Below are 25,469 nucleotides of genomic sequence, written 5' to 3' on the forward strand. Positions count from 1 at the left end.
TATGAAGATAGTTGGAACAGGAAGCTGCCTGCCACAGAGAGTGGTCTCAAACGATGACCTGGCAGCCATAATGGACACATCTGACGAGTGGATCAGCTCGCGTACAGGAATAAGAAACAGACACATTGCAACGACTGAGACAACCACATCACTTGCATGTGATGCAGTAAAAAGTGCGCTGCAGGATGCGGGGATTGACGGAAGTGAGATAGACTTGATAATAGCAGCAAGTGTATCCACGGACAAAATCGTTCCGTCGCTGGCATGTCAGATTCAGGCTGAGATAGGTGCTGGCAGTGCAGTGGCATTTGACATAAATGCCGCATGCTCAGGCTTTTTATTCGGGCTTGCCACAGCGGATGCGTATTTTAAGACCGGCAGGTTTCACAAGGCAGTCGTAGTGGGAGCTGAGGTACTTTCAAAAATAATGGACTGGAATGACAGAAGCACCTGTGTGCTCTTCGGAGACGGAGCAGGAGCAGCGGTTGTGACAGACGAGGGCGATGCTTTTAAGGGCTTTGTACAGGGCTCGGACGGAAAAGGCGGTGAGGCGCTTGACGGAGACAACCGTCCTGTAGTCAATCCGTTTACTGACAATGGAAAGCAGTCTGCACTCGGTGGCTATGTCACCATGGACGGTCCTGCTGTATACAAGTTTGCGGTAAAGACAGTGCCAAAGGCTATAAATGAGCTGCTTGATGAAATCGGCTGGAGCGCAGATGATGTGGATGTCTATGTGCTGCATCAGGCCAATATCCGTATTATTGAGTCGGTTGCCAAGAGACTTAAGCAGCCTATGGACAAATTTCCGACCAATTTACAGCAGTGTGGAAATATTTCTGCGGCAAGTGTGCCGATTTTGCTTGATAAAGTCCGCAAAGATGGTATGATAAAGCATGAGGAAAAAATAATTTTATCAGGCTTTGGAGCAGGACTTACATGGGGAGCCTGCGCCATAGAGTGGCAATAGAAAGAGGTATTTATGACGGCAGATGAAACTTTAAATGAATTATTGGTGTGTCTGTTCAAGGATTTGACAGAGATAGAGGGCAGATGTCTGATAACAGACGAATTTTCTGATATTTCTATCAACGATATGCATATAATAGAGGCAATAGGAGTCGATGAGCCAAAGCGCTCCGGCACCGTAGCCAAGCTTATGTCTATCACACTGGGCACACTGACAAAGGCAATAGATGGTCTCACCCGCAAGGGATACGTGAACCGTATCCGCAGTGAGGAGGATAAGCGTGTGGTAAAGCTCTCACTCACTGACAAGGGAAAGAGTGCATACTATCATCATGAGCAGTTTCACCGTCATATGATAGAGCATATAAAGGATGGTCTTTCGGATGACGAAATGAAAGTTCTTATAACTTCACTTGCAAAACTCTCGGATTATTTCAAGGTGGTATATTCCGATGATGAGGAGAATCAGTACCAGAATTGGGATAATATAAATGAAGATAATAAATAAAATGAATTTTTTTTATATAAAACCTTCAAAAATTACTTGATTATAGCAATAAATTTATATAAAATAAACTTGTTGATGTGAAAAATAATTTTGTAAAGGAGATATAAAAATGAGCTATGTTGATGAAGTACTCGCAGTAGTACAGAAGAAAAACGCTGACCAGCCTGAGTTTTTACAGGCAGTAACAGAGGTACTTGATTCTTTAAGACCTGTAATCGAGGCAAATGAGGAGCTTTACAAAAAGAATGCTATCCTCGAGAGAATCACAGAGCCGGATCGTCAGATCATGTTCAGAGTACCATGGGTAGATGACAATGGTCAGGTACAGGTAAACAGAGGTTTCCGTGTACAGTTCAATAACGCAATCGGACCATACAAGGGAGGACTCAGACTTCACCCTTCAGTAAACCTTGGAATCATCAAATTCTTAGGATTTGAGCAGATCTTCAAGAACTCTCTTACAACACTTCCAATCGGTGGTGGTAAAGGTGGTTCTGATTTTGATCCTAAGGGCAAATCAGACAGAGAGATTATGGCATTCTGCCAGAGCTTCATGACAGAGCTTTCTAAATATATCGGAGCAGATATTGATGTTCCTGCCGGAGATATCGGAACAGGCGCAAGAGAGATCGGCTTCATGTTCGGTCAGTACAAGAGAATCCGCGGATCATTCGAGGGAGTTCTCACAGGTAAGGGACTTACATACGGTGGATCACTTGCCCGTACACAGGCTACAGGATACGGTCTGTTATACCTTACAAACGCATTATGGAAGGACAACGGACTTGACTTAAACGGAAAGACAGCAGCAGTTTCAGGTTCAGGAAACGTTGCTATCTACGCTATCGAGAAAGCACAGGAGCTCGGTGTTAAGGTTGTTACATGTTCTGATTCTACAGGCTGGATTTATGATCCTGAAGGAATCGATGTTGCACTCCTTAAAGAGGTTAAAGAGGTTAAGCGTGCACGTCTTACAGAGTACGCTGCAGCTAAGTCAAGCGCTGAGTACCATGCAAAAGAGAATGGTGAGCACGGCGTATGGCAGTACAAGGTAGACCTTGCTCTTCCATGTGCTACACAGAACGAGTTAGATCTTGACGATGCAAAGATGCTCGTAGCAAACGGTGTTACATCTGTTACAGAGGGTGCTAACATGCCTACAACTCTTGAGGCTACAAAATACCTTCAGGAGAACGGAGTACTCTTCGTAGGTGGTAAAGCTGCCAATGCAGGTGGTGTTGCTACATCAGCACTTGAGATGAGCCAGAACTCTGAGAGACTTTCATGGACATTCGAAGAGGTTGACGGAAAGCTCAAGGGCATCATGGAGACAATCTACGCTAACATCAGCGATGCTGCTAAGAGATACGATGCAACAGTTGGTGGAAAGACTGACTATGTAGCTGGTGCGAATATTGCCGGATTTGAGAAGGTAGTAGATGCTATGCTCGCACAGGGTGTATGCTAATTAAGAATTTCTAAGATAATATAAGATATTGAGAAGTCCTGGAAATGTTGAATTTCTGGGGCTTTTCTTTATGTATTGAAATGACAAAAGAATTGTCAGAATATTCATAAATAGAAGATAATTTACGTTGTTTTGAGGTCGTTATATACACGTGATACACAGGTGATATACAGGTGGTATACACTCGTTTTTACTGATTTTGGATGATTTTTTGAAGCATTTCATCCGGGGTTTTTCAAGATGATTCAAGTATCGGTTAAAGCGAAGAAAACGGTTTTAATAGAATTGTGTGTGCGCGTGTGGTAAAATGGTGTTGTTGAAGAAAACGGCATTTATCAAATAGAATACCTCTCCCAACCTATGGTTGAGTTTGATAATTCCACTTACAGTTTGTGTACAAAAACTGATAAAAATTGTAAAGTGTAGCGTGAAAGGAGGCATATTGTAATGAATCAAATTGATACAGGAAAGTTTATTGCTAGTTGCAGAAAAGAAAAAGGTCTGACACAAGCACAATTAGCAGAAAAGTTAAACATCACTGACAGAGCTGTTTCCAAATGGGAGACAGGAAAATGTATGCCCGATTCATCTATCATGTTGGAACTTTGCAATATCTTAGATGTTACGGTCAATGAACTATTAAGTGGGGAGAGGATAGAAATGAATAATTACGAAGAAAAAGTCAGCGAAAATCTCATTGAATTAAAACGAAAAGATGAGAATAATATGAACAAGAATACTATAATATCAATAATATATACAATTACCATGGTTATTGGTATTCTAGTATGTTGTATATGTGATGTTGCTATTTCGGGCACCCTTACATGGTCACTTATTACACTTAGTTCTATTTTGATTACATGGATAGCATCTTTTCCTGTTATATTGTTAGGGAAAAAAGGTGTTTTGGTAGCGATGGTTGCCATTAGTATTCTCATTTTACCATTTATGTACATATTAAGTATTTTGATAAGAGTCAATGAAGTATTCAACATTGGTGCGATTATGTCCATTTATACACTAGTTTTTTTGTGGATAATTTATATTCTGTATTATCGACTCAAGGAACGAAAACTGTTGGCAACAGGAATTACATTTTTGTTTGCAATTCCGTTCACACTTTTGATAAATATTACATTATCAAAATTAATTGGAGAACCTGTGATTGATGTTTGGGATATATTATCCGTATTTATCCTGTTGATAGTATCAGTTGCTTTTATAATTGGAGATTATGCACGAAAAAAAGGTTTTGTAAGATAGGCTATTTTCTGAGTCGCTTGAAAATTCAAGGTTCAGAAGTTAAACGTTATTTAAAAAATGTTAGTGTGAGGTACATATATGGGAAAATGTTAATACTGACATTTGAAGACAGCGAGGAAGGAATACTAAACCATATAGTTTCTTATGTCAGTACAGGAACGAAGGCATTTTAGGTGGTAGAAAATGCAAGAACAGAATTAAGATTCGATGGATTGGAAATAGATGTTGCAAAACGTTTGGTAAGAAAGCAGAAACAGGAAATAGATTTGACCTTTACTGAATTTGAAATTTTGCATTTATTAGCAGGAAATCCGGGCAGAGTGTTTAGTAAAGAGCAGATATATAATAGTGTTTGGAAAGAACCATATTTCGGTGATTACAACATTGTCATGAGCCATATCCGTAACATACGGGAAAAGATAGAGGATAATCCCAGCAAGCCAATTTACATACAGACGGTATGGGGAGTCGGCTATAAATTTAATAACAAACTAAAATGAGCAGGTATTGTAGAGCATTTGTAATATTTGCTTTTTATATGGTTGTTAATGTGCAATAGCGCTTTACGGTCATATTACGATGAGGTTGTATGAAAAAACAAAGAAAGCTGTAAAATTCTTCGTTGAATTACACAGCTTCTTTTTGTATAATATATATGTAAATAAAGAAATTATATCTAAGAAAGGAATTGATTTTATGCCGAATATATTACCTGTATCAGATTTAAGAAATTATAATGAAGTATTAAAAAATTGCCAAGTCGGAGAACCAGTGTTTTTGACCAAAAATGGCAGAGGCAAGTTTGTGGTTATGGATATGGAGGATTATGAACGTGAAATGGCAGAAAAAAAACTGCTCATGAAGTTGCAGGAAGCAGAAGAAGCAGTTAAGGATGAGAGTGCCTGGATGAGCATGGATGAACTCAAGAAATCTGTAGGGGTATAGCTTATGATGAAATTACGGATTAACCCTATTGTGGCAGAGGACTTAAAGAAAATTAAAGAGTTTATTGCCGAAGACAATGAAGAAATGGCAGTAAAAACAATTCAGGAAATATATGCCAGATTTGAGACTATACAGCAATTTCCGTATATGGGAGCTGATCTTGCCAAGAGGGTCAGCTTCCGGACGGATTATAAGTATGTGATTTGCGGGAATTATGTTGTGCTGTATAAGATTGGAAAAGAGTATGTGGAGATTTATCGAGTGGTAAATCGATATCAGGATATTACAAACACATTTGTTGATTAAGTATATAAGAGAGAAGGTACGGAAGAAAATGAAATTTAAATTTGAGGCACGAGATTATGGATATACAGTTATAGCAAGATTAGAAAAAATATTGAGAGAAAAATGTGTTGAAAAATTAGGAATAATTAAAGATGAGTTGGAGGCAATTGTTCCTAAAGGTGTCTTGATCGCCGCTCAGAAACGTGGAAGCGAGATGGTGAATTTAGAAGCATTAATGGAAAACATTGATTTTATACATATAAAGGAAATTTTATTGTATAAGGATAATTACTCGTATGTGATGGATATATCCAAGTTGTCCAAAAGTGATTTTGAAGAATTAATGCAAAGTCTATATGATTTAAGAATTAAAATTGCACATATAAGAAGTTATTTTACTAATACAGATTTGACTAATCTTATAGATGAATCGAAGAAAATAAATCATGGCATGATTGAGCCTGATGAGGCATTAGATGAATTTATAGAGAATTTATTAGAGGTACCGCAAGAATTGGTAACAAAAGTTCCAATTGAATTTTATGAAGACGAGTATACAGCAAATATAATTAATAATTTACCTATTGCGGATTATGAATATGAAGGTGGATTTGTTGGAAGAACAGATGATGAAGAAAAAATAATAAAAATGTTAAAATCCAACACGCATAGAGTTATTACTATTGCAGGAGCAGGCGGTGTAGGTAAATCTGCTCTTACATTGAAGATTGTCAATGATATTATTCGAGATAATATTATTGAATATGATTTTGTTGTATGGGTAAGTGCAAAGGAAAATAAACTTTCATATTTGGGAATCGAAGATTTGGAACCCACATTAAAAAATTATGATGAATTATTAGATACCATTTTAAATGTTGTTGGTTTTGATGCAGATAGTTATGGTGAAGATAATGATAAGAAAGAAAGCGACATTAACGATTTATTTGATGCATGTAATAGGGTACTTTTGATAATAGATAATTTGGAAACTATTACAGATGAAAGAATTATCAATTTTATTTTGGATTCTCATCCTCATGTTAATTTTATAATTACAAGTAGAAGAGGATTAGGACAAGTAGAGCGCCGATATGACCTGAAAGAATTAAGAGAGAAGGATGCTATACATCTATTTAGGATTATATGTAAAGAAAAAGGATTAAAAGAATTACAGAGTGCAGAAGAAGCATTGATTCGTAGTTATGTTAAGAAGGTATACTGCTATCCATTAGCTATAAAATGGGTTTTGGGACAAGCGGCTCTTGGGAAAAATATTATGTCTGTAGTTGATGGCATAAATGAGCAGTCGAGCGATATATCAAAATTCTGTTTTGAACAAGTTTTTTCAGAACTTTCATTAGAAGCTAAAAGTATATTATATGCTTTATGTTTAGACAATGAGGCGGTTCCAAAAGGAGTTCTAAAATATATATCAAATTTGGATGATATTTCTTTTGAGGACTGTATTCGCGATTTACTTATTGTATCTTTAATACTGCCGGAACAGAAAGTAAATAAACATAATGGTGAAATTAACAGTTACTATTCTTTGTTACCATTGACGAGAGGGTATGTTAAGGTTGAATTAGATAAAAATAGAGATATTAAAGGTCAATTACAAGACAGAATGGTAACGGTAGAAACAACTCTGGAGGAAGCTGAACGCGCTAAAGTGCAATACAGATTTAGCCTGTCTAATTTCGGTGCAACTACAGAAGAAGAAAAGATTGCCTCGATGTTAGCACAAACCGCATATCAAAAATATCAAGCAGGAAGTTATCTTGATGCAGTGGATACTTTTAAAAAAGCAGTTAATATTGCGCCACGTTTTGCATCAATATATAGAAATTGGGCAATTATTGAGTCTATGGAGTCTCATTGGGCGGAGGCTGATGCATTAATGGAAAAAGCATCGAAATTGAATAAAGATGATACTCAAATTTGGTTGGTTTGGGGTAATATTAAGCGTAAAAGTGATAAAATAAAAGAAGCATACAATTATTATGAAAAGGCATATAAATTGTCTCCTAAGGATAATGTTGTTTTGAATTCATATGCTCAAGCAATTAGTAGATTGGGAGACTTTCAGCGAGCAGATAAATTGTATAGGGAAGCACTTGAATTGGTCGAAGGGATTCCGCATAATAAACATTTAATAATTAATTATACTTCTATTGCAGAAAATTTAAAAAAGTGGGCAGAAATATTAGTTGAAGACCGGGATTATGCACAAGCAACTCAAAGAATACAGGAGGCATTAGTTGCAATTCAAAAAGTATTAAAAATAGATAGACATGATAATAAAGCCAAAGAGTTGCATATGGACATATTGTATACATATGGTACGGTGTATGATAAACAGAAAGATTATGAAAGAGCATTGGGTATTCTAAAGGAATTGGTTCAACTTCCTTTTAGTAGATATCGTGAAATAGAATATCATGATAGAGGAGTTTTATTAATGGCAAACATATATTGTGCTATTGGTAAATATGATAAAGCTAGACAATATCTAGCAAAGGAAGAACGTAATATTAGGAGAATCAGCAAGGGAGTTATAACAGATAGGTATAAACGAGTATGCGAAAAACTTGCTAAGGAACAAAATCGTAAAAATGGAAAAATAATTAGATATAATGTGGAAAAGAAATTTGTTATTATAGAAAGTGCAAGTAGTCCAGGACTTACGTATTTGACTTTCTTAAACGCTTTTAAAGAGTATGTTCAATTATCGGACGATATATTGGGAAAGGATGTTACTTTTGTAGGTGTAGAAGAAAATGGAAAAAGACATGCACAAAATGTGTGTTTTGTGTCGATAGAAAGCTAGATACTAATAAGCAGCCAGTGTTTATTAGCATGTGCGGGGGATTACATTGTTTGTAAGAGAAAATATGTATATTATTTCATTTAGAATGATATCTTCCTCTGTATTATAAATATAATTCATCTGAAGGATACAAGACATCTGATCACGAGCCTTGAGAGATTCATCAGAATGCTGCATCTTTTGTAGTTGGTATAAAAAAGACTATGCGGATATTGGTTGTAGTTTTAAATTGATTTAGGTGCTCAATCATCTTCCCTCAAAGCATGGGATGTAGCGTGATATCCATTATGATACTTGTGGAGAAATAGTTTCAGGAGCAGACCATATTTTCCGTAATGAGGCCTGATGATATCATATTTTAGATTGGGATAATGCGTTCCATCAGAGCCTAAAACAGAGTTATTCCCATTTTCAATAATAATATCATTCATAATTTGCAGCTCTTTCACAAATAGATGCTAATTAAAATTGTCTAACAATAATTCTATACACGTGATATACAAACTACCTCAAAACTCAGGTAAATCTGCGGATACCTAAGAAGCCGCAATGCTTGCACAGGGTGTTTGCTAATCAGTAAGCATTCATTTATCGAATAATGAAAAATAAAACCCCTCCCACAGATTGAAGTCTGTGGGAGGGGTTTTGTAATAATATTTTAAAGAGAAAACTAATTTATTTTTTATTAGCAAATGCTCTGATACCGCCTGCTACAAAAAGTATAGAAGCGATAATAACCCCGGACACAAGCACAATAGCGTAAACATTGGCATTCACGCAGATATTGGAAGACCAGTCAGAAAAATTCACGGACTTTATAGTGATTTGTCTGGTGCCAAAGATTAAAAACTCGCATACGTCATTGGCAAAAGCTGTCCAAACCGAAGCTATTAAAACTATAATTGCGGATTTTATAAATCCGTTTGCGTTTAAATATCGTGCATCAAAGAATATGAGCCAGGCTGCAAGTACAAAGACAAATGCTATAATACAGCCGGCCTTCATTCCGGCAACATCGTTTGTATGACCACACACCTCAATGATTGTGAGGAAAAGCCATAAGGTATCCCACAGCATAGTGATAAGAGCTTTTTTGTCTGATAAAACAGGTGGAAGCTCAATTCCTCTGATGACAAACGGAAAAAGGACAATTGATAATCCAAATATAGTTGGAACAGACCAAAGCATAAATTCATTTGAACTATACATTTTGTCAACAAAAAAGAATATCAAGAGCAGAGCAAAAACACCGCAGATTATGCATTTGGTCAGTTTTTTCTGCTGTGCCATAAGTGGAACAACTGTCATTGCAGCTACAAGAAGCATAGATGCTGTTACCACCGCAAAGGTATTTAAACCACCGCCATTTGACAGGCACACTATGAATGTAATGAGTATTGGGATAAGCAGTAATCCGGCTATTATGACTCCGGCCTTGTAGGCAGCAGTTTTTTCCTTTTTCTCATGCTGCTTTAATACACTGTCGGCCTCTTTTTTTATCATTGAATCAATAGAATCGTTTTTTAGCTCATTGTATGTATTTTGACATTTTTCACAAGTCTTAAGGTGTTTTTCAACAAGCCTTTTGCTTGAGGGACTGCATACATCGTCATAGTATAGTGGGAGTAAATCCTGAACTATATTGCAGGTCTCATCGGTTGATTGTGTAATTGGATTATTCATTTCTATCCATCCTTTCTTTGATTTTCAGTCTGGCTCTATGGTAAGTTACCCGTGCCCAGTTCTCTGTTTTTCCAAATATTATGCCTATTTGGGAGAATGGCAATTCACCAAATATTCGAAGCTGAAAGACCTCCTTGTAGGGCTCATCAAGCTCGTGCAGTATAAGATGAATCTGAAGAGCGGTATCTTTATTTTCTAGGCTTTTTACCATATTATCGGGTTGTTCGAGCTGCTCTTCGTCAAGCTCTGTAAATTTTGTGTTTTTGCGGCATTCGTCCATCGCCAGATTTCTTGCTATGCTGCAAAGCCAGGTCTGTTCGCTTGATTTGCCGGCATATGCCTTCTTTGCGGTCATGGCCTTATAAAAAGTATTCTGGGTAATTTCCTCAGCCTGATGTTGATTTTTTACAATTGTCATTACATATGAGTATACTTGCAAGTAATAGGAATTGTACAATTTCTCATAATCCAGAACTGTCACCTCCTTTGTTCATAGATTAGACGTAGAAAGGATTGTTTTGTTACAAAAAATTTTAAATTTTTTTGATCGATTTTTGATTATAGCATAAATTTTATCAAAAATCACAGACGTTAGTTTGTATATAGTATTTTTTATCAACATGTGTTAGACTAGTGTTATACAAATCGGAATTGACCGAGCTCTTTGAACGAGGGATACTTCTTGTCCGAAGGGCAAGAAGGTGGAACTGAGAAGAATTAAAACAATCGGAAGTTATAAGAAGTGGAAAAGGAGGACAAGTTAATGATAAAAAAAATAGCCATTGTACCCTATGTAACTAATGGGAGAAATTCACAGGTTGGACATGATGGACATTTTAATATTTTAAAAAAAAAGAGAAGTGCTGTATTAAAAGAAAATTTACAGTCTGTAATTAAAGCAAAAAATTGGGAAGCGGAAGTAATTGTTGATGTCAATCACGGAGATTTACAATCGCTGAAACGAGAAGGAGTAAACTTGTTTTTAATTCCAGAAGATGTTGCTAGGTATATAGACTACAGCAGTGTTAGTAAGGATGAGTGTTTCAAATTAACACATGATGAATATGAAAGCGGAAATATAGATAGAGTAGTGAAATACATAGAAGAAAATTGAAACATAATCTCTTAGAGGAGCTTATCAAATTCAAGTTGCAGGGATGATAAGCGGTTCAGTACGATATAAATTGAATATAGAAATGTAAAGACTATTTACCGTAAAACAGTAAATCGAAGTTTGTAAGGAACAGAAACTCGGAATTTTTAGAACAAAATATTTTATAAGATTAATGAGATTTTAAAAAGGAGGATTGGACATGAAAATTTTGAAAAGTATTCTTAATTATATTCCATTAGCCACGTTTATCATATTTGTGGTTACTGATGGTATTTTTTCTCTAACATCAGCATTAATTTTTGTTATTTCAACGATTGGTCTATTAATTAATTGGAAAAGAAAAAAAACAGAGATGAAGAATTGAGAAAATTCCAGTTTGTCAATTACAGGTGACATTGAAAGAGCCAGCCCATTCAAGGTGCTGGCTCTTTCAAAAATTCCATTCTAATAAATTGCACGACAATTTAGTGAAAACGGACTCCCCATTATGGAAAAATGTATATAAATGTATAAAAGTATCAAAATCGAATAATTATAAGGACTTATGCATCAGACATACTTTTGTAAAAAGGGAGTTTTAAAAAGCATATGAATATAAAAATAATCTTGACATCCAAACCGCAAAGGTTTACTATAGTTAGCGTAAGCTAATTAAATAATTATTCTTCAGGGCAGGGTGCAATTCCCTACCGGTGGTATAGCCCACGAGCCGTAAGGCATGATTCGGTGAGATTCCGAGGCCGACAGTAAAGTCTGGATGAAAGAAGATGTTGATATGATAGTGACTCTGGAGTGTTTGATACATTCCGGATTTTTTTATCTCAAAATTCATTTATGATGAAATGTAGCTAGTGCATGTTTATCTGAGATTATGATATTTGAAATCATTAGGCCCTGAACGATAATAGTTCAGGGCTTTTTTTTGCGGAAAGGAACTAAAATGACTGATGAACAATATATGAGAAGGGCGATTGAGCTTGCAAAGCGCGGCATGGGATATACCTCGCCAAACCCGATGGTCGGAGCTGTGATTGTAAAGGACGGCAGGATAATCGGAGAGGGATGGCATGAGAGATACGGAGAGCTGCACGCGGAAAGAAATGCGTTAAAGCATTGCAAGGAATCGCCACAGGGAGCAGATATGTATGTGACTCTCGAGCCCTGCTGTCATCATGGCAAGCAGCCGCCATGTGTGGAGGCAGTGATAGAAGCCGGTATAAAAAGAGTATATGTGGGCTCGGATGACCCAAATCCGCTTGTCGCCGGAGGCGGTATCAAAATCCTTAAAGAGCATGGGATAGAGGTTGTCACGCAGGTGCTTAAAGAGGAGTGCGACAGTCTGAACGAGGTATTCTTTTACTATATACAGACCAGACGTCCATATGTCGCTATGAAATATGCCATGACGATGGATGGAAAGATAGCCACATATTCAGGACTTTCAAAGTGGATAACAGGAGAAAAAGCGAGAGAACATGTGCAAAACCTGCGCCACAGGTATAAAGCCATAATGGCAGGAATAGGAACAGTGCTTGCAGACGATCCGCTGCTTACATGCAGAATCGAGGGCGGAGTAAATCCAATCCGCATAATATGCGATACGCACCTTAAGCTTCCACTGGAATCGCAGATAGTAAAGACCGCAAGGGAAGTGCCGACGATTGTTGCAGTCAGTGAGAGATATCGTGAAACCGCACAGTCAGAAGCCTTGCCTGATACTGAAAAAGATAGTATAGAAGAAAACAATAATTATCAAAAAAGCAGAAAAATAACACGGCTCGAAGAAAACGGAATAGAAATTCTGTATGTAGCTGAAAAAAACGGTCATATTGATTTAAATGACCTCATGCAAAAGCTCGGCGAAAGAAGCATAGACAGCATTCTGCTTGAAGGAGGCGGCATACTCAACTGGTCAGCCCTGGAGAGCGGGATTGTGAATAAAGTATACGCTTACATTGCACCAAAGCTTTTCGGCGGAGCGGATGCAAAAACACCGATAGAGGGAATGGGAACCGACTCACCGGCACATGCAGTGATGCTTGGAAACAGTAAGGTGACAAAGCTTGGTGATGATTTTCTTATCGAGTGTGATGTTGTGTAATTGTTACTGTTTCGCCTTGGTGAGACTGGAAAAATTGTAAACAATTTACCATGTAAATTATGCAAATGAGTGTGAGGAAAATATTGAAAAAGAAAGGCGATACACAATGTTCACAGGAATAGTTGAAGAAGTTGGAACAATAGATACAATTTCGCGTGGAGCAAACTCAGCAGTACTTACAATCAGAGCTGAAAAAGTGCTCGATGGAACAAAGGTCGGAGACAGCATAGCGGTAAACGGTATCTGCCTCACAGTCACAAGGCTCATGCCACATGCGTTTACAGCGGATGTCATGCACGAAACGCTAAACCGTTCATCGCTTGCAAATGCGATGAGAGGAGCACACGTCAATCTGGAGCGTGCGATGGCGGCAGATGGCAGATTTGGCGGGCACATAGTGTCGGGACATGTTGACGGAACAGGCAGGATTGTGGAGGTCAAAAAGGATGACAATGCCATCTGGTATACAATACAGGCCACGCCACCGCTCATGCGCTATATAGTCGAGAAGGGCTCCGTCACAATCGATGGAATAAGCCTCACAGTCGCAAAAGTGGCAGAGGATAATTTCTCGATATCAGCGATACCGCACACGGTAAGCCAGACTGTGCTAAAGGACAGAAAAGTGGGAGCTGTCGTAAATCTGGAAACAGATATCATAGGAAAATATGTTGAGAAGCTGTTATTTAAAGGGCAGCCGGAAGGAATTACAGAAGAAATGACAGGAGCACAGACAATTAAGGAAAATGCACCACATAAATCCGGCGAAAAACAGCAGAATGGAATAACAAGAGATTTTCTGGCAAAATACGGATTTTAACATAAAATGCACGGGTATCGTGTGGGTTTGCGAATGTGCGTGGGCTGAAGGGTTAAAAAATTATGTAATTGAACAGCTTCAAAATTATAAGAGAAAGGACATAAAATATGAAATTCAACACAGTAGAAGAAGCACTTGATGAGCTTCGTGCAGGAAAAATAATACTTGTCACAGATGATGAGGACAGAGAGAATGAGGGCGATTTCATCTGTGCGGCAGAATTTGCCACAACAGAAAACATCAACTTTATGGCGATGCACGGCAAGGGTCTGATATGCATGCCGATGTCGCAGGAATATGTAAAGAAGCTGCGTTTTCCGCAGATGGTGCAGGAAAATACAGACAATCATGAGACAGCATTTACAGTATCAATAGACCATGTCTCAACAACCACAGGTATTTCCGCAGCAGAGCGATCAATCACCGCAATGAAATGTGTCTCTGATGACGCAAAGCCAGAGGACTTCAGACGTCCGGGCCACATGTTTCCACTTCTTGCAAAGAAAAACGGCGTACTGGAGAGAAACGGACACACAGAGGCAACAGTTGATCTGTGCAGGCTCGCAGGACTAAAGGAATGTGGACTGTGCTGTGAGATAATGCGTGAGGACGGAACCATGATGCGCACAACAGAGCTTATGGAGCTTGCAAAAAAGTGGGACATCAAGTTCATCACAATAGCGGCACTTCAGGAATACAGAAAGATACATGAAAAGCTCGTTGACCGTGTCACAGAGGTAAAGCTGCCGACCAAATACGGCGAATTCAAGGCATATGGCTTCGTCAACAGATTAAACGGAGAGCATCACGTAGCACTTGTAAAGGGCGAAATCGCAGATGGAAAGGATGTGCTCTGTCGAGTACATTCAGAGTGTCTCACAGGAGATGTATTCGGCTCACAGCGCTGCGACTGTGGCCAGCAGCTTGAGGCGGCAATGAGACAGATAGACGAGGAGGGCAGAGGAATACTGCTCTACATGCGTCAGGAGGGCAGAGGCATCGGCCTGATAAATAAGCTGAAGGCCTATGAGCTTCAGGAGCAGGGCATGGACACACTCGAAGCAAACCTGGCACTTGGTTTTGCCGGAGATGAGCGCGAGTACTATATTGGAGCCCAGATATTAAGAGAGCTCGGCGTACACAGCCTGCGCCTTCTCACAAATAACCCAGACAAGGTATACCAGCTCTCAGAGTTTGGCATGGAAATCAGCGAGCGAGTGCCAATCCAGATGAGCGCCACAGCACATGACTTGTTTTATCTGAAAACAAAGCAGAACCGCATGGGACATATACTCTCATACTAGTAAAAATAAAAAACATAAGGAGAACGAAAAATGAACGTAATCGAAGGAAAAATGACACAGGATGGAATCAAGGTAGGAATCGTAGTAGCAAGATTCAATGAATTTATCACATCAAAGCTCTTAGGAGGAGCAAAGGACGGACTCGTAAGACACGACGTGCCGGAGGAAAACATAGACGTAGCATGGGTGCCGGGAGCATTCGAGATACCACTCATCGCAAAGAAAATGGCAAAAAGTGGAAAATACGATGCAATCATCTGCCTCGGAGCAGTAATCAGAGGTGCAACAAGCCACTATGACTATGTGTGCAACGAGGTATCAAAGGGAATCGCATCAGTATCACTCGAGTCAGAAATCCCAGTAATGTTTGGAGTAGTGACCACCGAAAACATCGAGCAGGCAATAGAAAGAGCCGGAACAAAAGCCGGAAACAAAGGATATGACTGTGCACTCGGTGCAATCGAAATGATAAATCTCGTCAGACAAATCGGATAGTTACAAATTAATTGTAATAAGGCAGAGGGTGGATTGCTATGTGTGGCAGTCCACCTTTTTAGGATTCTTTGGGAAAATATAAGTGGAATATAACGACAATGGTAAATATACTTCAATAAAATGAAACGCTTGTGTGAAGTGTATCATCGAAAAATGAATCTATTACCAAAAAAAGAATTATTTTAAAAAAATGGTAATAGAATAATGGCATAACAACTATGGTATGGTAGAATACGAATAGAAAATCTGTTACCGAAAAATGAAAATTATCAGTATGAAGGTATTAAAATTGTGGATATTTGTAGATGGATATTGTATAAAGATATATAATTATGGTAAGATAATAAGCAAGATAATAAGTAAGATGAGGCGATTTGATGGAAGAATATAAACCACCATATACTATAACTGAAAAAATGCTTAATCTGGTTTCATCTATTTCGACTAAGCTAGGGAGAATAGAGATATACCACAATTTGGATAATAAGCCACATTTAAGGAGAAATAATCGAATTAAATCGGTGCATTCATCATTGAAAATTGAAGCCAATTCGTTGACTATAGGACAAACAAAAGATGTCATAAATGGTCGTATGGTTCTTGGACCAGAGCAGGAGATTCAAGAGGTTAAAAATGCGTACAAAGCGTATGAAATGATTGGAAAGGTCAATCCATATAGTTTAGATGATCTGAAAAAAGTTCAAGGAATTATGGAATACCTATTAAAAGATGACGCAGGAAGGTTTCGCGATGGTGATGAAGGTGTTTTTAATGGTGATACCTGTATTTTTATGGCTCCGCCACCGCAGTTTGTACCTTCACTAATGCAAGATTTATTCGGTTGGATGAGTACAAATAGAAAAGAGGTACATCCATTGATAATGGGAGCGATTTTTCATTATGAATTTGTATTTATTCATCCATTTTCAGATGGCAATGGAAGAACTGCAAGACTATGGCATACCATGTTATTAAATGAATGGAATCCAGTATTTGCCTATATACCATTAGAAAGCCAGATAGAAAAATTTCAAAATGATTATTACAATGCAATTTCAGAGTGCCATGTAAATGGAAACTCGAATGTTTTTATTGAATTTATGTTGGAGCGTATAGATGATATTCTTGATGAAGTGAATGAACAAGTTCGTAAATCCATTAATGATGAATCAGAATATGTAAAACGTTTGCTTGAGGTAATGGAATTCGATGTGCCATATACAGCCGTTTCTTTAATGAAACAGCTAGGGCTTAAATCACGTGAGACATTTAGAAAGAATTATATGGATCCTGCATTAAATATTGGGGCGGTGGAACGTACTATTCCAGATAAGCCTAATAGCAAGAATCAAAGGTATATAAAGCGTTAAACTTGAAATCTCAATGAATCGGGATTTTCCAAAATGGCAACAGACAGGAATATTGTCACAAGCGTTGATCTTGTTCCACAGGATCATCTTCTTTGAATTATCGATAAAGCAATCGACTGGTCATTTATTTATGACATTGTTCGTGATACTTATTCGGATGGCATGGGACGTCCGAGTATTGATCCGGTAACGCTTTTGACACTACCAAAAAGTGGACATGTAAAGTCAGTTATGATAGATGAGGTCTTTTCTGACCCGGAGAGGCTGGCAGAAAGTTTATTGCGTAATTGGTGTTGGCAGTGGTTCTATGAGAATCGTAGGTCTGTGAAAGAGAAAGATTATGATGATATAAGAACGCTTGATAATGATGTCCCTGCAGCTCTGAAGAAACAATATTTCCAGAGGCTACAGGAATTATAACAAAAGATTCAGAAGGTTATGCAGGCGAGAGATTAGTCCTTATACAGTAACCGACCGATTAACGATGTCACAAATATAATAAAAAACACGAGTGCTTGAAGAAACATATATCTTGTAGATTTAATGTAAATAAAAAATACAGCACATATAAGGCTGAGTAGCAGTGTGAGGTATGTCTTCCGCATGAAGGTATGGTTCTCTTGGCAATCCACTTCTCGATTCGGATGATTCACAGGTCCGATTATCATAACTAAGATAGCAGAAATTATATACAATCCCAAAGAAAAATAGATTGGAACAGATAAATATTTTACTGCAAGCATGGTTGATGTCAATAACAGACAGGAGCCAATAAAGCAGGCAAGGTATGTTTTCATATGTACGCCACCGCCGAATGATCGCATTGGAATGAAAATCAGGAAGAAGAAAAGGCATTCGGGTAACATATTTAGAAAAATTGCAATGATAATACTACACAGAGTACTCAGAGAAAATTCTAAAAAGCATTGAAATCCATATTCATATACTTCAGTTAATTCCCCGGTAATCATTCCTTTCTTTAAAATATAGTCCGTTAGTTTTTTGAGATATATTCCATAGTATAGTCCTTTGATATTTAATAAGTTATGAAACAATGTATATATTATGCCCTAGCTAATCTGACAGAGTGTAACTTAAGTTTTTCGTTCACCACGAATCTGACATTAATGACAGAGGAAATTGCTGATTATTTGGGACAAGTTCCAAATCTTAGCATTGTTCTCAGCATGGATGGACCAGCAGAATATCCAAGTAAAGGAACTGTTCCGGAAAGCTACTATTTGGAGTTACAAGAAAAAGGGTATGATGTAAATGCTCCAATCAATATTAGTTATTGTAATGGTTGTTGTATCCCTGGACAAAGAAGATTATATGTATGTACGGATGGAACATATAAGGTATGTGAGCGTGTTGGAGATTCCCCTAGTATTGGCAATGTAGACAATGGGGTTGATACGGAAGCAATAAAAAAATATTACTTACACGAATATGAAGAAAAATCAATAAGGAATTGTTCAAATTGCTGGGCACTTCGATTATGTGATATATGCTATGCAGACTGCTATGATCAGAATGGCATTAATGTGCAGATGAAAGCTGGTTATTGTGAGGAGGTATTATTATGAGAGTTGTAAATCCTTTAAACAAAACACCTATGAGTTCTGAAACTATGGTTAACGGCGGATGCCATTGTGTATGTACTAGCGGACGTAATGTATCGTATGCAGCGGCATGGCTGCCAGTTGTACCAAACTGTCAGTGCAGTTGTGGTGGCGGTACAACAAATGAAAATGGTAACTACCAGTTGGCATACAATGCAGCACACTAGTGCAGATATTTTGTAACAGAAAATGACTTTTGGGCTGCCCGTTTATTATAATCTTGCGTAGCATACCAACAATATACTATGAAAGATATTGTAGGATTACTGAAGTAAAAGCATATTGTGTGCTTCAGTAATCCTTTTTATAATTGTAACAAAATAAATTGGAAATTAGAAGAGGAGGAGTGTAGTTTTAAGTAAAAGACAAAAACACATACAAAAATTTAATGAAAAATGACTATCTTTTTTTTGCAGTCAGTCGTTATACATATTAGAATGGAATAAACGTTTATACATTACCGAAAATGGGAAAGGAGGGCAACTTGAATGATTATCTTTTAATTCTACAAATGAAACAGGGCAATGAGAATGCTTTTGATAAATTTGTACGAAAATATTATGCAGAAATTTTGTTGTATTGTAGAAATCATTGTCTGGATCAGACAGAAGCAGAAGATCTAACACAGGAAACCTTCCTTCGATTTATAGAAAATATTGCATCTTATCAGCACATTGGAAAGGCAAAGAATTATCTGTATGTAATAGCTAGGAATCTTTGTAAGGACTATGCAAAGAAATGGAAGGTAGAGAGTGTAGAGCAGGGAATATTGGAAAGAGAGCTGGTTTCGGATGGTGGTATTCAAAGAAAAGAAAAACGAATGGATGTGGAACTGGCTCTTGGAAGGCTGGCTCCGGAGTTAAGAGAAGTGATACTGCTGATCTATTTTGGAGACTGTAAACTAAAAGAGGTAGCAGATATTTTACAGATTGGTTTGCCACTGGTTAAGTACCGTCACAAAGGGGCAAAAGAAGAATTAATAAAACTTTTGGGAGAGGAGGATTCTGATGAATTTGAAAAAGATGATGCAAAACTATAAAACGGAAACAAAAGTTATTCCAAGAGAAGAAAAGATTCTGGAAACGATTCAAAAATCGAAGGAAGTTATGATGGAAGTTCAGTCTGAACATACGATGAGCTATGGAGAGTTTTTATTTTCTCAATTTCGGCTGATCCGAAAGAGATGGTGGATGTTGCAGGCAGCATTACTGATAGTGACATTTTTTCTCATGAATTATCTGGATGATAGCGAATATTTGATGAGAACACTGGGAACCTCCTCTGTCCTTTTTATCGTTATGATCATTCCGGAATTTTGGAGAAACAAAGAAAGTGATTCCTTACAGATTGAGGCAGCGTGCCTGTATTCCCTCAGACAGATCTATTCCGCACGAGTATTTTTGATAGGAGTGGCGGATGTATTTATGATAACGCTATTTATGTTCGTTTGCTGTGTGGGTATGAGAATGCAGTTTATGGATATTTTGGTGCAGTTTTTGTTCCCAATGGTCGTTGCTGCTGGAATCTGCTTTGCCATGTTAAACAGCAGCGCTTTGAATGAGGTAGCATCCATGCTCGGTTGCTTTTTGTGGAGTGTGATCTGGTGGATGGTTACAATGAATGATTTTATTTATGCTAAGATTACATGTCTTGTATGGAGTATCTTATTTGGATTAGCAAGCTGTTTCCTGATTGGTGCAGTGTATAAGGCAATACATGACTGCAATCGCTTATGTTGGACAATGGAGGGAAATCAATATGAAACTACAAATGGTTAATGTTACAAGAAAGTTTGGTGACTTTCGGGCAGTAGAGAACCTAAACCTGACGATAGAGAATGGAGTATATGGACTTTTAGGTGTGAATGGTGCAGGAAAGACAACGCTTATGCGAATGATCTGTACCCTTTTGACACCGACAAGTGGACAGATTCTGTGCGATGGAAAGGATATTTTCAAAATGGATGGAGAATATCGAAATTTGCTTGGATACTTACCTCAGGAGTTCGGATTCTATCCGGATTTCACAGTAAAAGACTATTTACTGTATATTGCCAGCTTAAAGGGTATTCGACCGATGGTTGCTGGTAAACGGGTAAAGGACTTGATTGCGCAGGTTGGACTTACAAAGTCAGCAAATAAGAAGATGAAGAAGCTGTCCGGCGGAATGAAACGTAGAGCAGGAATTGCCCAGGCAATGCTAAACAATCCAAAAATTCTTATTCTGGATGAGCCTACGGCTGGACTTGATCCAACGGAAAGGGTGCGTTTTAGGAATCTGATCAGTGAGCTGTCAGAGGACCGGATCGTTATTTTATCGACGCATATTGTTTCAGATGTGGAGTATATTGCCAATGAAATCTGGCTGATGAAGGATGGACAGATTATGCAGCAGGGAAATCTGGATCAGACAATTGCTTCTATGCGGGAAAAGGTATATGCGTGTGAAGTATCACAGGCAGATGCAACAAAGATGATGAAAGAATTTAAGGTGTCTAATATGAAAGCGGAAAGGGGAATGGTGAACCTTCGTATTATTGCCAGTGAGCCACCGATTGCTGGAGCATTTGTGGTGGAGCCGACATTGGAGGATGTGTTCTTATATTATTTTGGTGAAAAGGGTGGTGAGATGGAATGATCAGATATGAAATTAAGAAAATCTTTTCTAAGAGCATCAGTAAAGTATCATTGGTCGTGTTGTTATTTTCACTTTTGATATCATGCTATTTCGCAATCACGAATGTCAGTTTTTTGGATGAGCAGGGCAAATCTCATACAGGAATCGCAGCAGCAAAGAGTCTGCGGGAAGAAAAGCAGAAGTGGGAAGGTGTTTTAGATGAAGCAGCATTACAAGCGGTTATGGATGAATATAAAAAAATCAGTGAAGAATATCCAATTCGCCCAGGAGATGATTCTGCTAACTTATTGCATGATTCCAAGGTACAAGGGTTTTCAGAAATAAAGGACATGATCAATATGGGATTTTGCGAATTTAGAGATTTCAACTATTATCGGATTGATTCTTTATCGAAAGAAGAAGTGGGACAGATCTATGAGAACCGTGGAAAGAGTTTGGAAAAATGGTTGAATTCCGAAGACACCGATGGTTTATTCGATGAAAATGAGAAAGCATTTTTGATAGAGCAGTACAGTGAGATGAAAGTACCTTTATACTATGAGGACTATGATGGCTGGAAATCAGCACTGAGTTACGCTCAGACGATTATTATGCTCATTATGCTTGTGTCAGCATTCTTGGTGTCTGGTATCTTTTCCAATGAATTTAGTTGGAAATCAGAATCCATATTTTTCTCAACAAAATACGGAAGGGATAGGGGAACGAGAGCAAAGATCATGGCAGGATTTATCGTGGTATCAGCTATCTACTTTATTGTAATATCGCTGTATTCACTTGTGGTATTGGGATGTCTTGGATCGCAAGGTGGAAATGTCATGATACAGACAGGTTTCTGGCATTGGAAATCTTTTTACAATATTACCTATATGCAGTTGTATTTGCTCACGGTAATTGCCGGATATATTGGAACAGTATTTTGCCTGTTTCTGTCTATGATTGTGTCAGCAAAGACGCATACAGCAGTTGTTGCGGTTACAATACCTTTTGCAATCCTGTTTTTACCACAGTTTGTATCAAATTTCGATTTCTTATCGGGAATATTGGGTGTGTTCCCAGACCGCTTGCTGCAGATCAATGAGATTATCAATACATTTGATTTATATCATATTGGTGGTAAGATTGTTGGCTCGATACCAATCATGCTGGTCATTTATCCAATCCTAAGTGTTTTGATGGTTCCGCTTATGTATCATGTCTATCATAAAACGGAGATTAAGTAGATGAAAAGGAAAAAGAGTTTTCCGAAAAAGATAACTCTGTTGTTCGTTCTTTTCTTGATTATTTATGTAGGACATACATTCGCAACCAATGATGCGGTCAAGCTACAAGGTTTTGGTTTTATAAAACAGGAAGAACATCACATTGCAAGTGATAAGTATGGATGGAAGTTGATGATAGTAAACCGAGACAACTATATTCCAGATGATTATGAAATTGATCTCATGGAATTGAGTAATGGTCAGAAAATAGAGTCCAGAATCTATCCATATTTGCAGGAAATGTTTGATGATGCGAGAAATGCGGGGGTATATCCGTTTGTTAGAGATGGTTACAGAACCGCAGAGGAGCAACAACAGATTTTAGATGACAAGATAGACGCATATCGCAGTGAAGGTTATACAAAACACATGGCAGAGGAAACAGCAATGGAATGGGTTGCATTGCCGGGGACAAGTGAACATCAGCTTGGACTTGCGGTAGATATCAATGCAGATACTTCTAAATGTTCTCGTGATGATGTTTATAACTGGTTACTAGATAATTCATACAAATACGGATTTATTCAAAGATATCCGTCCGGAAAGACAAGCATTACAGGAGTTGCTAATGAACCGTGGCATTATCGCTATGTGGGAAAAGAAGCAGCAGAGGAGATTCATCAGAGTGGATTGTGCTTGGAAGAATATGTGGAAAATCTTAGATAGCATAGAAATATAGGTAGACTTGTAATATGAAAATGCTGAGGACTTTTATTATGAACGTATCTTAGGAAATCGTTAATAGTTTTTAAGCGTTTCAATGTAAGAAAAAGGATTACTCACTGTGTATGGTGGGCAATCCGTAAGATTATTGGATTGCCCATAAAACCTATATGTGAAAATTTTTCCGAGGGTGTTTTGTGGCAAGGATGTCTCTTTGCTTAGATACTGTAACATGTGTATAAATTTCTGTAATATTAATGGAGCTATGTCCTAGCATTTCCTGAATATAACGAATATCAACGTCAGCTTCTAAAAGACTTGTTGCAAAGGTGTGGCGAAACATATGAGGCGTTATGCGCCATGGACGGCGCATAAAAGCCGGTTTTGTCAAGCATAGAACCACCTCAAGGCATAATTCGTATAGCTCTCTTAGCAGCGTAGCGTAGCAGGCGCGGGAGTTCGTGTGCGCTGCACGGGTGCCCGGCGCTTACGCCACGCCCTCCCACAAAAAAGAAGAAAAATTTAATATCTAAAGAATTGCACGAAAAAACTGTATATAGTATAATAATAGTTCAGGAAAACAAAACGGAGGACCATGAATTTTGATAGATATACATTGCCATTTATTATACGGAGTGGACGACGGCTCAAAGTCGCTCGAGGAATCGGTAGAGATGCTCAAGATAGCCAAAAAGCAGGGCATCACAGGCATAATCCTCACACCGCACCTGCGCCATGGAATGTTTAAGCATCCGCTTGAAAAGATAGAGCGACACTATAAAAAGCTGATGCCATATGCAAAGAAGCTTGGAATAGAATTAAAGCTCGGCACAGAGTATCATGTGGCAACCGATATGATAGATGCCTTTCATGGTGGGCTGTGTCATACACTGGCAGATACACAGTATATACTCACAGAGTATTCACATTCCAGCGAATACTCATTTGTATACAAGATGACGCGCGAAGCTATATTTGCAGGATATATACCGGTGATAGCACATGTAGAGAGATATGAGTGTCTCAGTGATATAAGCCGTATAGAGGATTTGCAGGAGCTGGGAGCGCTCATACAGATCAATGCAGACTCAGTGCTCGGCATAGATGGCAGACATTTCAAGAGATATACAAAGAAGCTATTGAAGGCAGGGCTTGTTGATGTAATAGCAAGCGACAGCCACGGCACAAAGGAGCGCGTCTGCAATATGAAAAAATGCTATGAGTACGTGGCAAAGAAGTTCGGTGATGACTACGCGCAGGAAATCATGCAGACCACACCGGAAAATATAATAAACGGAAGATAATCAGTGTAAATGCGGGGATAAATAATGGAGAGAGAACAGGATTTTGACAACGAGATAGAGATAGACTTAAAGGATCTGTTTCTTGAGATAATTTCATATTGGCAGTGGATAATTCTTGTTACGATAGCGACAGGTGCAGTGGCATTTGCGATAAGCAGATTTATGATTACGCCTATGTATGAATCTACATCTGAGCTCTATGTACTTTCAAAGAGCACATCCATCACAAGCCTTGCGGATATCCAGACAGGCACCAGCCTGACAAATGATTACATAGTTGTAGTAAAGGGACGTCCGGTGCTGGATCAGGTCATAGAGAATCTCAATCTGAATGAGAGCTATAAGACACTTGGCGGCAGGGTGACGCTCGACAATCCGTCCAACTCGCGAGTACTCAATATCACAGTAACGGACCCGGATCCGCAGATGGCAAAGACCATAGCAGATGAGATAGCAAAGGTCGCATCGGCATATATAGCGGAAAAGATGAAGCAGGATCCGCCGACCATCATCCAGAGCGGATATGATGATGGAGGCGCGGTAAGCCCTAATATCGGCAAAAACACAGTGATAGGAGCCTTTGCGGGAGCATTTCTGTCGATTGCGGTTATAGTGGTTTCTTATCTGTTCAATGATACAATCATAGATACAGAGGATGTGGAGAAGAAGCTTGGCATGAACGTGCTTGGTACACTTCCGCTCGATGAAGCGGAGGATGACGGAGAGCATGGAAAGGGTAGAAAGCATAGCAAGGGCAGCCACAGAAAGACAAGAAAAAAGAAATCGGCTTCAGCATAAGGAAGCCTGTATCAGGAGATGGGCA

General features: G+C 38.4%; 28 protein-coding genes, 1 pseudogene and 1 riboswitch. Of the genes and pseudogenes, 24 read left to right on the top strand and 5 right to left on the bottom strand.

Annotated features, from left to right (window positions below; all coding sequences use genetic code 11):
• Window position 1: 1 nt before the first annotated feature.
• The 8 genes from ACW6PM_RS00920 (at window position 2) to ACW6PM_RS00955 (ending at window position 8,274) form a co-directional block, all read left to right on the top strand.
• Entirely contained in the window at window positions 2-970 is a 969-nt protein-coding gene (locus ACW6PM_RS00920; RefSeq protein WP_055161833.1) for a beta-ketoacyl-ACP synthase III, read from the top strand.
• 12 nt (window positions 971-982) lie between these two features.
• Window positions 983-1,477, top strand: a complete 495-nt coding sequence (locus ACW6PM_RS00925) for a MarR family winged helix-turn-helix transcriptional regulator (RefSeq protein ID WP_117714753.1) — start codon at window positions 983-985, stop codon at window positions 1,475-1,477.
• A 109-nt stretch (window positions 1,478-1,586) separates the two neighbouring features.
• Window positions 1,587-2,945, top strand: coding sequence for an NADP-specific glutamate dehydrogenase (gene gdhA / locus ACW6PM_RS00930; RefSeq protein ID WP_308651020.1), 1,359 nt, complete (start codon window positions 1,587-1,589; stop codon window positions 2,943-2,945).
• A 447-nt stretch (window positions 2,946-3,392) separates the two neighbouring features.
• Window positions 3,393-4,211, top strand: a complete 819-nt coding sequence (locus ACW6PM_RS00935) for a helix-turn-helix domain-containing protein (protein ID WP_456055895.1) — start codon at window positions 3,393-3,395, stop codon at window positions 4,209-4,211.
• A 173-nt stretch (window positions 4,212-4,384) separates the two neighbouring features.
• On the top strand, window positions 4,385-4,711 hold the full coding sequence (locus ACW6PM_RS00940; protein WP_138345387.1) for a winged helix-turn-helix domain-containing protein: 327 nt from the start codon (window positions 4,385-4,387) through the stop codon (window positions 4,709-4,711).
• Between the two features lie 196 nt (window positions 4,712-4,907).
• Window positions 4,908-5,156 carry a type II toxin-antitoxin system prevent-host-death family antitoxin gene (locus ACW6PM_RS00945; RefSeq protein WP_456056079.1) on the top strand — a complete coding sequence of 83 codons (249 nt, stop codon included), beginning with the start codon at window positions 4,908-4,910 and terminating at the stop codon, window positions 5,154-5,156.
• 3 nt (window positions 5,157-5,159) lie between these two features.
• Complete coding sequence (locus ACW6PM_RS00950; protein ID WP_456055896.1) at window positions 5,160-5,462, top strand: type II toxin-antitoxin system RelE/ParE family toxin; 303 nt, start codon at window positions 5,160-5,162, stop codon at window positions 5,460-5,462.
• 28 nt (window positions 5,463-5,490) lie between these two features.
• Window positions 5,491-8,274: an NB-ARC domain-containing protein gene (locus ACW6PM_RS00955; protein ID WP_456055897.1), complete on the top strand. Its 2,784-nt coding sequence runs from the start codon at window positions 5,491-5,493 to the stop codon at window positions 8,272-8,274.
• A 242-nt stretch (window positions 8,275-8,516) separates the two neighbouring features.
• Here ACW6PM_RS00955 and ACW6PM_RS00960 read toward each other — a convergent pair whose 3' ends face one another.
• From ACW6PM_RS00960 to ACW6PM_RS00970, 3 genes are all read right to left on the bottom strand, one after another.
• A complete protein-coding gene (locus tag ACW6PM_RS00960) occupies window positions 8,517-8,705 on the bottom strand; it encodes a hypothetical protein (protein WP_456055898.1) in 189 nt (62 codons plus the stop codon).
• A 244-nt stretch (window positions 8,706-8,949) separates the two neighbouring features.
• Window positions 8,950-9,957, bottom strand: a complete 1,008-nt coding sequence (locus tag ACW6PM_RS00965) for a zf-HC2 domain-containing protein (protein ID WP_456055899.1) — start codon at window positions 9,955-9,957, stop codon at window positions 8,950-8,952.
• Entirely contained in the window at window positions 9,950-10,375 is a 426-nt protein-coding gene (locus ACW6PM_RS00970) for an RNA polymerase sigma factor (protein WP_456055900.1), read from the bottom strand. Before ACW6PM_RS00970 ends, ACW6PM_RS00965 begins: the two co-directional genes overlap by 8 nt.
• A 345-nt stretch (window positions 10,376-10,720) precedes the next feature.
• Here ACW6PM_RS00970 and ACW6PM_RS00975 point away from each other — a divergent pair, with 345 nt between their 5' ends.
• From ACW6PM_RS00975 to ACW6PM_RS01005, 7 genes are all read left to right on the top strand, one after another.
• Window positions 10,721-11,071, top strand: a complete 351-nt coding sequence (locus tag ACW6PM_RS00975; protein WP_456055901.1) for a hypothetical protein — start codon at window positions 10,721-10,723, stop codon at window positions 11,069-11,071.
• A 199-nt stretch (window positions 11,072-11,270) separates the two neighbouring features.
• A complete protein-coding gene (locus ACW6PM_RS00980; protein WP_412620756.1) occupies window positions 11,271-11,435 on the top strand; it encodes a hypothetical protein in 165 nt (54 codons plus the stop codon).
• A gap of 294 nt (window positions 11,436-11,729) precedes the next feature.
• Window positions 11,730-11,844, top strand: a riboswitch (FMN riboswitch).
• A 167-nt stretch (window positions 11,845-12,011) separates the two neighbouring features.
• Entirely contained in the window at window positions 12,012-13,172 is a 1,161-nt protein-coding gene (ribD, locus tag ACW6PM_RS00985; RefSeq protein ID WP_456055902.1) for a bifunctional diaminohydroxyphosphoribosylaminopyrimidine deaminase/5-amino-6-(5-phosphoribosylamino)uracil reductase RibD, read from the top strand.
• Window positions 13,173-13,278: 106 nt separating this feature from the next.
• The gene (gene ribE / locus ACW6PM_RS00990) at window positions 13,279-13,992 is read left to right on the top strand and encodes a riboflavin synthase (RefSeq protein WP_456055903.1); all 714 of its coding nucleotides are present in this window, start codon (window positions 13,279-13,281) and stop codon (window positions 13,990-13,992) included.
• Between the two features lie 107 nt (window positions 13,993-14,099).
• Window positions 14,100-15,296, top strand: coding sequence for a bifunctional 3,4-dihydroxy-2-butanone-4-phosphate synthase/GTP cyclohydrolase II (locus ACW6PM_RS00995; protein ID WP_138305592.1), 1,197 nt, complete (start codon window positions 14,100-14,102; stop codon window positions 15,294-15,296).
• Between the two features lie 30 nt (window positions 15,297-15,326).
• Window positions 15,327-15,791: a 6,7-dimethyl-8-ribityllumazine synthase gene (gene ribH / locus ACW6PM_RS01000; RefSeq protein ID WP_015515919.1), complete on the top strand. Its 465-nt coding sequence runs from the start codon at window positions 15,327-15,329 to the stop codon at window positions 15,789-15,791.
• Window positions 15,792-16,168: 377 nt separating this feature from the next.
• A complete protein-coding gene (locus tag ACW6PM_RS01005; protein WP_306773936.1) occupies window positions 16,169-17,161 on the top strand; it encodes a Fic family protein in 993 nt (330 codons plus the stop codon).
• A gap of 452 nt (window positions 17,162-17,613) precedes the next feature.
• Here the strand turns inward: ACW6PM_RS01005 and ACW6PM_RS01010 are convergent, their stop codons facing one another.
• Window positions 17,614-18,216, bottom strand: a complete 603-nt coding sequence (locus tag ACW6PM_RS01010) for an accessory gene regulator ArgB-like protein (protein ID WP_456055904.1) — start codon at window positions 18,214-18,216, stop codon at window positions 17,614-17,616.
• A gap of 72 nt (window positions 18,217-18,288) precedes the next feature.
• Between ACW6PM_RS01010 and ACW6PM_RS01015 the strand changes: the two genes are divergently transcribed.
• The 7 genes from ACW6PM_RS01015 (at window position 18,289) to ACW6PM_RS01045 (ending at window position 23,345) form a co-directional block, all read left to right on the top strand.
• Window positions 18,289-18,747, top strand: coding sequence for a hypothetical protein (locus ACW6PM_RS01015; RefSeq protein WP_456055905.1), 459 nt, complete (start codon window positions 18,289-18,291; stop codon window positions 18,745-18,747).
• Window positions 18,744-18,950, top strand: coding sequence for a CA_C0660 family putative sactipeptide bacteriocin (locus ACW6PM_RS01020; protein ID WP_456055906.1), 207 nt, complete (start codon window positions 18,744-18,746; stop codon window positions 18,948-18,950). Before ACW6PM_RS01015 ends, ACW6PM_RS01020 begins: the two co-directional genes overlap by 4 nt.
• 317 nt (window positions 18,951-19,267) lie before the next feature.
• A complete protein-coding gene (locus ACW6PM_RS01025; protein WP_456055907.1) occupies window positions 19,268-19,822 on the top strand; it encodes an RNA polymerase sigma factor in 555 nt (184 codons plus the stop codon).
• On the top strand, window positions 19,797-20,561 hold the full coding sequence (locus tag ACW6PM_RS01030; protein WP_456055908.1) for a hypothetical protein: 765 nt from the start codon (window positions 19,797-19,799) through the stop codon (window positions 20,559-20,561). The genes ACW6PM_RS01025 and ACW6PM_RS01030 overlap by 26 nt, the downstream gene beginning before the upstream one ends.
• Window positions 20,542-21,420, top strand: a complete 879-nt coding sequence (locus ACW6PM_RS01035; RefSeq protein ID WP_456055909.1) for an ABC transporter ATP-binding protein — start codon at window positions 20,542-20,544, stop codon at window positions 21,418-21,420. The genes ACW6PM_RS01030 and ACW6PM_RS01035 overlap by 20 nt, the downstream gene beginning before the upstream one ends.
• On the top strand, window positions 21,417-22,640 hold the full coding sequence (locus tag ACW6PM_RS01040) for an ABC transporter permease (RefSeq protein ID WP_456055910.1): 1,224 nt from the start codon (window positions 21,417-21,419) through the stop codon (window positions 22,638-22,640). The genes ACW6PM_RS01035 and ACW6PM_RS01040 overlap by 4 nt, the downstream gene beginning before the upstream one ends.
• The gene (locus tag ACW6PM_RS01045; RefSeq protein ID WP_456055911.1) at window positions 22,641-23,345 is read left to right on the top strand and encodes a M15 family metallopeptidase; all 705 of its coding nucleotides are present in this window, start codon (window positions 22,641-22,643) and stop codon (window positions 23,343-23,345) included.
• 163 nt (window positions 23,346-23,508) lie between these two features.
• Here the strand turns inward: ACW6PM_RS01045 and ACW6PM_RS01050 are convergent.
• Window positions 23,509-23,697: pseudogene (locus tag ACW6PM_RS01050) on the bottom strand (tyrosine-type recombinase/integrase); the annotation flags it as partial.
• Between the two features lie 247 nt (window positions 23,698-23,944).
• Between ACW6PM_RS01050 and ACW6PM_RS01055 the strand changes: the two are divergent.
• Window positions 23,945-24,646, top strand: coding sequence for a CpsB/CapC family capsule biosynthesis tyrosine phosphatase (locus ACW6PM_RS01055; RefSeq protein ID WP_306782092.1), 702 nt, complete (start codon window positions 23,945-23,947; stop codon window positions 24,644-24,646).
• 24 nt (window positions 24,647-24,670) lie between these two features.
• Complete coding sequence (locus ACW6PM_RS01060; RefSeq protein ID WP_456055912.1) at window positions 24,671-25,444, top strand: YveK family protein; 774 nt, start codon at window positions 24,671-24,673, stop codon at window positions 25,442-25,444.
• The last annotated feature ends 25 nt before the right edge of the window (window positions 25,445-25,469 follow it).

It is taken from the genome of Agathobacter sp. (assembly GCF_977054825.1).

Bases quoted from the DNA above. Each gene is read 5' to 3' on its own strand.
- ACW6PM_RS00945 (WP_456056079.1), top strand. From the start codon at position 4,908: ATGCCGAATATATTACCTGTATCAGATTTAAGAAATTATAATGAAGTA.
- ribE (WP_456055903.1), top strand. From the start codon at position 13,279: ATGTTCACAGGAATAGTTGAAGAAGTTGGAACAATAGATACAATTTCG.
- gdhA (WP_308651020.1), top strand. From the start codon at position 1,587: ATGAGCTATGTTGATGAAGTACTCGCAGTAGTACAGAAGAAAAACGCT.
- ACW6PM_RS00975 (WP_456055901.1), top strand. From the start codon at position 10,721: ATGATAAAAAAAATAGCCATTGTACCCTATGTAACTAATGGGAGAAAT.
- ACW6PM_RS01020 (WP_456055906.1), top strand. From the start codon at position 18,744: ATGAGAGTTGTAAATCCTTTAAACAAAACACCTATGAGTTCTGAAACT.
- ribH (WP_015515919.1), top strand. From the start codon at position 15,327: ATGAACGTAATCGAAGGAAAAATGACACAGGATGGAATCAAGGTAGGA.
- ACW6PM_RS01045 (WP_456055911.1), top strand. From the start codon at position 22,641: ATGAAAAGGAAAAAGAGTTTTCCGAAAAAGATAACTCTGTTGTTCGTT.
- ACW6PM_RS00935 (WP_456055895.1), top strand. From the start codon at position 3,393: ATGAATCAAATTGATACAGGAAAGTTTATTGCTAGTTGCAGAAAAGAA.
- ACW6PM_RS00950 (WP_456055896.1), top strand. From the start codon at position 5,160: ATGATGAAATTACGGATTAACCCTATTGTGGCAGAGGACTTAAAGAAA.
- ACW6PM_RS01060 (WP_456055912.1), top strand. From the start codon at position 24,671: ATGGAGAGAGAACAGGATTTTGACAACGAGATAGAGATAGACTTAAAG.
- ACW6PM_RS01015 (WP_456055905.1), top strand. From the start codon at position 18,289: ATGACAGAGGAAATTGCTGATTATTTGGGACAAGTTCCAAATCTTAGC.
- ACW6PM_RS00980 (WP_412620756.1), top strand. From the start codon at position 11,271: ATGAAAATTTTGAAAAGTATTCTTAATTATATTCCATTAGCCACGTTT.
- ACW6PM_RS01040 (WP_456055910.1), top strand. From the start codon at position 21,417: ATGATCAGATATGAAATTAAGAAAATCTTTTCTAAGAGCATCAGTAAA.
- ACW6PM_RS00960 (WP_456055898.1), bottom strand. From the start codon at position 8,705: ATGAATGATATTATTATTGAAAATGGGAATAACTCTGTTTTAGGCTCT.
- ACW6PM_RS00925 (WP_117714753.1), top strand. From the start codon at position 983: ATGACGGCAGATGAAACTTTAAATGAATTATTGGTGTGTCTGTTCAAG.
- ACW6PM_RS01035 (WP_456055909.1), top strand. From the start codon at position 20,542: ATGAAACTACAAATGGTTAATGTTACAAGAAAGTTTGGTGACTTTCGG.
- ACW6PM_RS00920 (WP_055161833.1), top strand. From the start codon at position 2: ATGAAGATAGTTGGAACAGGAAGCTGCCTGCCACAGAGAGTGGTCTCA.
- ACW6PM_RS01005 (WP_306773936.1), top strand. From the start codon at position 16,169: ATGGAAGAATATAAACCACCATATACTATAACTGAAAAAATGCTTAAT.
- ribD (WP_456055902.1), top strand. From the start codon at position 12,012: ATGACTGATGAACAATATATGAGAAGGGCGATTGAGCTTGCAAAGCGC.
- ACW6PM_RS00965 (WP_456055899.1), bottom strand. From the start codon at position 9,957: ATGAATAATCCAATTACACAATCAACCGATGAGACCTGCAATATAGTT.
- ACW6PM_RS00970 (WP_456055900.1), bottom strand. From the start codon at position 10,375: ATGACAATTGTAAAAAATCAACATCAGGCTGAGGAAATTACCCAGAAT.
- ACW6PM_RS00955 (WP_456055897.1), top strand. From the start codon at position 5,491: ATGAAATTTAAATTTGAGGCACGAGATTATGGATATACAGTTATAGCA.
- ACW6PM_RS00995 (WP_138305592.1), top strand. From the start codon at position 14,100: ATGAAATTCAACACAGTAGAAGAAGCACTTGATGAGCTTCGTGCAGGA.